The sequence below is a fragment of the Polaromonas sp. P1_G4 genome, assembly GCF_056405475.1.
Window position 1 is genome coordinate 1 of record NZ_JBFUCA010000231.1, and the last position, 6,453, is coordinate 6,453.

Consider the following 6,453-nt stretch of genomic DNA (forward strand, 5'->3'; position numbering starts at 1 on the left):
AACCATCTCCGGCAAGCACATCGTCGTGGCCACGGGTTCCAACGCCCGCGCGCTCCCGGGGGCACCATTTGACGAGGAAAACATCCTGTCGAATGACGGCGCACTGCGCATAGGCGCCGTGCCCAAGAAGCTGGGCCTGATCGGCTCCGGCGTGATCGGCCTGGAAATGGGCTCGGTATGGCGCCGCCTGGGTGCAGACGTGACGGTACTGGAAGGCCTGCCGACGTTCCTGGGCGCAGTCGATCAGCAGATCGCCAAGGAAGCAAAGAAAGCATTCGACAAGCAGGGTCTGAAAGTCGCGCTCGGCGTGAAGGTCGGCGAGATCAAGAGCGGCAAGAAAGGTGTGAGTGTTGCCTACACCGATGCCAAGGGTGAAGCCCAGACCCTGGAAGTGGACAAGCTCATCATCTCCATTGGCCGGGTAGCCAACACCCAGGGCCTGAACCCCGAAGCCGTTGGCCTGAAACTCGACGAGCGCGGCGCCGTGGTGGTGGATGATGAATGCAAGACCAGCCTGCCTAATGTCTGGGCTATCGGCGACGTGGTGCGCGGCCCCATGCTGGCGCACAAGGCCGAGGAAGAGGGCGTTGCGGTTGCCGAGCGTATTGCCGGGCAGCATGGTCACGTCAACTTCAACACGATTCCCTGGGTGATCTACACCAACCCTGAAATCGCCTGGGTGGGGCAGACCGAAGAGCAGCTCAAGGCTGCCGGCCGGGCGTACAAGGCGGGGACTTTCCCGTTTATGGCCAACGGCCGCGCACGCGCGCTGGGTGACACGACTGGGATGGTGAAGATGCTGGCCGATGCCGCGACGGATGAAATTCTCGGCGTGCACATCGTCGGTCCGATGGCCAGCGAACTGATCGCCGAATGCGTGGTGGCCATGGAATTCCGGGCCAGCAGTGAAGACATTGCCCGCATCTGCCATGCCCATCCGTCCCTGAGCGAAGCGACCAAGGAAGCCGCGCTGGCAGTCGACAAGCGCACCTTGAACTTCTGAGCACGCAGGCAAGAAGTCGGTGAATCAACCGGTGCGCTCGGCGTACGACGCCGAACTTGCGGCGCGGGGCTATCAAAGCGATCCTGCCCAGTTGCGGGCAGTCGAAGCGCTTGAACGTTGCGCCTCTGAGTGGGCGGCGTTCAAGGAGCAGCGCTCCAATGCCATCAAGAAGCTGATAAACCGGCCTGATATCCCTCGTGGTGTGTACATGCACGGAGGCGTTGGCAGGGGGAAAAGTTTCTTGATGGACTGCTTTTTCGGGGCTGTCCCGCTCAGGCGCAAGGTGCGGCTGCACTTTCACGAGTTCATGCGCGAGGTGCACCGGGAGTTGCAGGACCTTCAGGGTACGGCGAATCCGCTGGATGAGCTGGGCCGGCGCATTGCGAAGCGATACCGGCTCATCTGCTTTGACGAGTTTCATGTGGCGGACATCACCGACGCGATGATTCTTCATCGTCTGTTGTCGGCGCTGTTTGACAATGGAGTCGGCTTTGTCACAACTTCCAACTTTCAGCCGGACGAGCTGTATCCGAATGGCATGCATCGCGACCGTGTTCTCCCGGCCATTGAACTCCTGAAGGCCAAGCTGGAGGTCATCAGTGTTGACAACGGGACGGACTACCGCGGGCGCACGTTAGCCCAGGCGAAGCTCTATCACACCCCGCTAGGCCTTCAGGCCGATGCTGAAATGACTGAAACTTTTAATGCGCTGGCAGAGTCTCAGGATGAGAACCCGGTATTGCAGATTGAGTCCAGGCAAATCCAGGCCAGGCGCAAGGCGGGGGGAGTCGTCTGGTTTGACTTCAAGACGCTGTGCGGTGGTCCGCGTTCGCAAAACGATTACCTGGAAATAGCCACGCAGTTTCATACCGTGCTGCTAAGCGATGTACCGCATATGCCGGTGCGTATGGCGTCGGAGGCACGGCGGTTTACCTGGCTGGTGGATGTGCTGTATGACCGCCGGGTCAAGTTGATCATGTCGGCAGAAGTCGCTCCTGAGGCGTTGTACACCGAGGGGCCGCTGGTACACGAATTCCCCCGTACGGTTTCCCGGCTCAACGAAATGCAGTCAAAGGAATTCCTGGCGCTTGAACGCAGAAACGTGGACACAACACTCACATGAAGCATCTGGTTACCGCCTGTTTTCTCATCGCTTTAAGCGTGCTCGCGAATGCGCAGTCCACGGTCGAGACGGCTGCACCCGCTGACCAGATGCGAAGCATTGATGCCGAGCGGACGAGAATCAGCGTCGAACGCAACAGGCTGGAGGCAGGATTTTTGGCTGAGGATGCTGCCTGCTACGACCGGTTTGCCGTCAACAGTTGCCTGGGAAAAGTCAATGACCGGCGGCGCGAAGCCATGGCAGACCTTCGCCGGCAAGAGCTGTCGCTCAATGACGAGGAACGCCGCATCAGGGGTGCGGAGCAGATCCGTAAAACGGAAGAAAAATCGTCACCGGAGAAACAGCAGGAGGCTGCGGATCGTCGGGCGAAAGCTCTGGAAGACTCTCAGTCTCGTCTTGAGCGAGAAAAAAAGAAAACCGAAGACCGCGCTGCGGCCAAGGCAGGTGAGCAAGGTAGTAGCGACGCGAACGCTGCCAGATTAAAAAGCGGTCAGGAAAAATCCCAGTCCAGAAGCGAAAAGCAGGCCGTTGCAGCGGAAGAGGCTAAAAAATTCAACGACCGCCAAAAGGAGGCGCTGGAGCGCAAAGCCCAGCATGAAAGAGATCGTCTGAAGCAGACCAAGCCGCCAGCGAAGTCCTTACCCTTACCCGACTAAGCGGGTCGGTGGCTCAGCGGCCAAAGGCTCGAGTTTGACAATCACCAGCGAGAGATTGTCACCGCCGCCTCGCGCGCGGGAACGTGCTTTCTGAATCAGGAATTCAGTGGCTTCACGGGGTGACAGCATGGACAGGGCTGAGCCCATTTCACTGGTGCTGAAATAGTGCCAGACCCCATCGCTGCAAGCCAGCAGGACGTCTTCAGGCCGGAGTTGCGGGATGAAATGATGGGTAATAGGTGGCGCATCCTCCGTACCCAGGCAACCCATCAGGATGTTTGACTGCGGATGGACATTGGCTTCTTCCTCAGTAATCTCGCCTTTGTCCACCAGAGTCTGCACATACGAGTGGTCCACCGTCCTGTGTACCAGTTTGCTGCCCTGGTAATGGTAAATCCTTGAATCGCCGGTATGTACCCAGTGACAGTCCCCACCCGGGTTGATCAGAAATGCCGCCAGCGTGCTGTGCGGTTCCTGCTCGGCCGAGATCGCCGTCAGTTTGATGACGATATGGGCTTCTTCGATGACCTGCTTGAGCATCGCAGGCGCATCGTCCGTTTCCGGGGCATAACGTTCAAAAAGCTGCTTGGCCGTCAACAKGACCTGATCGGACGCCTTCCGTCCTCCGCTACGGCCTCCCATGCCGTCAGCCACGATACCCAGCATACAGCCGGGAATGCGTGAGTGACTGAACAGATTGACCTGATCCTGCTGGTAGTCCCGATCGCCTTTATGGATACCGGTGGACGCTGTGATTCGATAACCTTTGGACATTGTGTGGTCGTTCAAGCGCGAGCTCGATTTATGGTCGCAATCGACGTATTATCAAGCGAAGCAGCGTGTACGGATAAAAAACCTTGGACTTAAATCTACATTCCCCGGAACGCCAGCTGATCGAACTCAAAATGGAGCACGCCGATCTCAATGCGCTGGTGGACCTGACCGCGCACGCCTTTCCCATTGACGAGTTGTTGCTCAGGCGCCTCAAAAAGCGACGTTTGCAGCTTCGTGACCAGATTGCACAGCTTGAGCTGTCGCTGGATCCCCCAGAGCCTGCTTGATGACCCTTGCGATTGAAGTCGAAGAGGCCTTCGCGCCGGGAGGCGTCCTGTCACGCGCCGCCGAGCATTTTGTGCCTCGCAGCGGCCAGACCGAAATGGCCCTGGCCGTGGCACGTGCCATCGAGGGTGCATATCCCTTGGTGGTCGAGGCCAGCACCGGCGTCGGTAAAACTTTTTCCTACCTGGTCCCCGCTTTGCTGAGCGGCGAGCGTGTGTTGTTGTCGACGGCGACCAAGGCCTTGCAAGACCAGCTTTTCGGTCGTGATTTGCCGCGGCTGGTGGAGGCGCTGGCTCTTCCGGTCAGCACGGCGCTGCTCAAGGGGCGGGCCAGCTACCTGTGTCTGCACCGCATGGAAATGGCGCGCCAGGAGGCTTATTTGCCCGACGGCGTTTCCGTGCGCGCCTTGGCCAAAATTGAAGAATGGTCCAAGCTCACGCGCACCGGCGACCTGGCCGAACTCCCGGGGCTGGATGAACGTTCGCCGATGATTCCTCTGGTGACCTCCACGCGTGAAAATTGCCTGGGCGCCACCTGTCCGCGTTTTCGGGCCTGTCATGTGAACCTGGCCCGCAGGGAAGCCATGGCTGCCGACGTGGTGGTGATCAACCACCACCTGTTTTTTGCCGATCTGGCGGTGCGCGAATCCGGCGTCGCTGAGTTGCTGCCTTCCGTACGCATCGCCATCTTCGATGAAGCGCACCAGCTCAACGAGACCGGCGTGCAATTTCTGGGAACAAACCTGACCACGGGCCAGCTTCTTGATTTTGCAAGGGACATGCTGGCAACCGGCCTGCAGCTGGCCCGCGGGCTGGTGGATTGGCAGGAGGTGGTGTCGGTCGTCGAGCACGCTGCGCGCGAGCTGCGTCTGTGTGCCGGGAAACAGTACCCAGGCACCAAACTGCGATGGGTGGGTGAGTCTCCGGAGGGGTTGAATGCGGCTGAGTGGAACAGTGCGTYGCAAGTCATTCACACGTCCTGCGAGCGGGCTTGTGTCGCCCTGGATACGGTCAGTGAAATCGCGCCTGATTTCGTTCGCCTCCATGAGCGTGCCGAGGAACTGGCGGAACGCGCCCAGCGTTTCGTTCATGCATGCGAACCGGGCTGCGTGCGCTGGGCGGACGTGGGAACCCAGCTCCGGCTGGTCGAGTCGCCACTGGATATTTCGAAGGCGGTGAAAAGCAAAGTGCTGGGTGCCTCCGCCGGCTCGGCGAAGTCCTGGATATTCACCTCCGCCACACTGGGAGATGACGACAAGCTCAGCTGGTTTACCAAGCCTTGCGGACTGGAAGATGCCGAGGTCTTGCGGGTAGGAAGTCCTTTTGATTACGAGAGGCAGGCGGCATTGTATGTGCCTGAGGTGTTCCCCAAACCGGGAGACCCGGCGCACACCATGAAAGTCGCCGAAGCTGCAGCGAGATGGTCGGGACGTCTCGGGGGGCGCACCATGGTTTTGACGACCACACTGCGGGCTTTGCGCACCATTGGTGATGCACTCAGAGAGGTTTTTCTGAATTCGCCGGACATGGAGGTGCTGGTTCAGGGGGCCATGCCCAAGCGTGTGCTGATTGAACGCTTCCGAGCAGGTAATGCCAATGGCGGCAAAGGCTGCGTGCTGGTGGCTTCGGCGTCATTTTGGGAGGGCATTGACGTGCCTGGCGACGCGCTGCAACTGGTTGTCATTGACAAGCTGCCTTTTCCGCCTCCGAACGACCCGCTGGCAGAGGCGCGCTCAAAGCTTCTCGAATCACAAGGACGCAGCGCTTTTAACGACTATTTTCTGCCTGAGGCGGCGGTAGCTCTCAAGCAAGGTGCCGGTCGCCTGATACGCCGAGAAAGTGACCAGGGGGTGTTGGTGGTGTGCGACAGCCGCCTGACAACCATGGGTTATGGGAGGCGTTTGCTGAGAGCTCTTCCGCCGATGCGGCGGTTGGCATCCGAGGAGGAGCTGTTCGACCGGCTGGAAGCTCTTACCAGAACTTGTACCAAGGATTGTCTCCCGACTTGAATCCCTTGCTCAAGTATTCGCTTTGCGGGTAGCTTTTTTCGAGGATACGGCGGGTATCGTCACGCAATTCGACCATACCCAGCGCTTCGTAGGACTTATAAAGAATGAAGGTAGCCTCTTCCAATGCGGGTACATCGCGGTAGTCGGCGATAGCACTCTGCGCACGGTTGATTGCCGCCACGTAGGCACCCCGTGAATAGTAGTACCGCGCGACATGCACTTCGGATTGGGCTAGCGAGTTCACGATATAGCTCATCCGCAGACGGGCATCCGGCGAGTATTTTGACTCAGGAAAGCGAGTCACAAGGTCCCTGAATGACTCAAAGGATTCCTTGGCTGCTTTTTGGTCCCTTTCGGACAAGTCCTGACGGGAGATAAACCCGAAAATGCCGAGATTGTCATTGAAGTTCACCAGGCCTTTGAGGTACAGCGCATAGTCCAGGGCCGGGCTGGCCGGATGCAGTCTCATAAACCGGTCCAATGTCGCGATGGCCTGGGCTTGTTCTCCTCCCTTGTACTGGGCATAAGCTTTCTCAAGCTGCGCTTGCTGGGCGAGGGGGGTACCTGCAGCACGGCCTTCCAGTTTTTCGTACAGCGGGATTGC

At 58.9% G+C, this 6,453-nt stretch carries 7 protein-coding genes; 5 read left to right on the top strand and 2 right to left on the bottom strand.

The window, feature by feature from the left end; all coding sequences use genetic code 11:
- The 3 genes from AC1D1X_RS12810 to AC1D1X_RS12820 all read left to right on the top strand — a co-directional run.
- Positions 1-1,003 (top strand): dihydrolipoyl dehydrogenase (locus AC1D1X_RS12810; RefSeq protein WP_477698399.1); only part of this gene is annotated, 1,003 nt, incomplete at its 5' end.
- Positions 1,004-1,022: 19 nt separating this feature from the next.
- Positions 1,023-2,126: a cell division protein ZapE gene (zapE, locus tag AC1D1X_RS12815; protein ID WP_477665908.1), complete on the top strand. Its 1,104-nt coding sequence runs from the start codon at positions 1,023-1,025 to the stop codon at positions 2,124-2,126.
- Positions 2,123-2,782: a hypothetical protein gene (locus tag AC1D1X_RS12820; RefSeq protein ID WP_477669347.1), complete on the top strand. Its 660-nt coding sequence runs from the start codon at positions 2,123-2,125 to the stop codon at positions 2,780-2,782. The genes zapE and AC1D1X_RS12820 overlap by 4 nt, the downstream gene beginning before the upstream one ends.
- On the opposite strand, the gene AC1D1X_RS12825 is transcribed toward AC1D1X_RS12820, so the two are convergent.
- A complete protein-coding gene (locus tag AC1D1X_RS12825; protein ID WP_477698402.1) occupies positions 2,771-3,556 on the bottom strand; it encodes a PP2C family protein-serine/threonine phosphatase in 786 nt (261 codons plus the stop codon). The two genes, AC1D1X_RS12820 and AC1D1X_RS12825, sit on opposite strands and share 12 nt — an antisense overlap.
- 83 nt (positions 3,557-3,639) lie before the next feature.
- Between AC1D1X_RS12825 and AC1D1X_RS12830 the strand changes: the two genes are divergently transcribed.
- The gene (locus AC1D1X_RS12830; protein ID WP_457280662.1) at positions 3,640-3,843 is read left to right on the top strand and encodes a DUF465 domain-containing protein; all 204 of its coding nucleotides are present in this window, start codon (positions 3,640-3,642) and stop codon (positions 3,841-3,843) included.
- Entirely contained in the window at positions 3,843-5,849 is a 2,007-nt protein-coding gene (locus AC1D1X_RS12835; RefSeq protein WP_477698400.1) for an ATP-dependent DNA helicase, read from the top strand. The genes AC1D1X_RS12830 and AC1D1X_RS12835 overlap by 1 nt, the downstream gene beginning before the upstream one ends.
- Here AC1D1X_RS12835 and AC1D1X_RS12840 read toward each other — a convergent pair.
- Positions 5,812-6,453 (bottom strand): outer membrane protein assembly factor BamD (locus AC1D1X_RS12840; protein ID WP_477698401.1); only part of this gene is annotated, 642 nt, incomplete at its 5' end. The two genes, AC1D1X_RS12835 and AC1D1X_RS12840, sit on opposite strands and share 38 nt — an antisense overlap.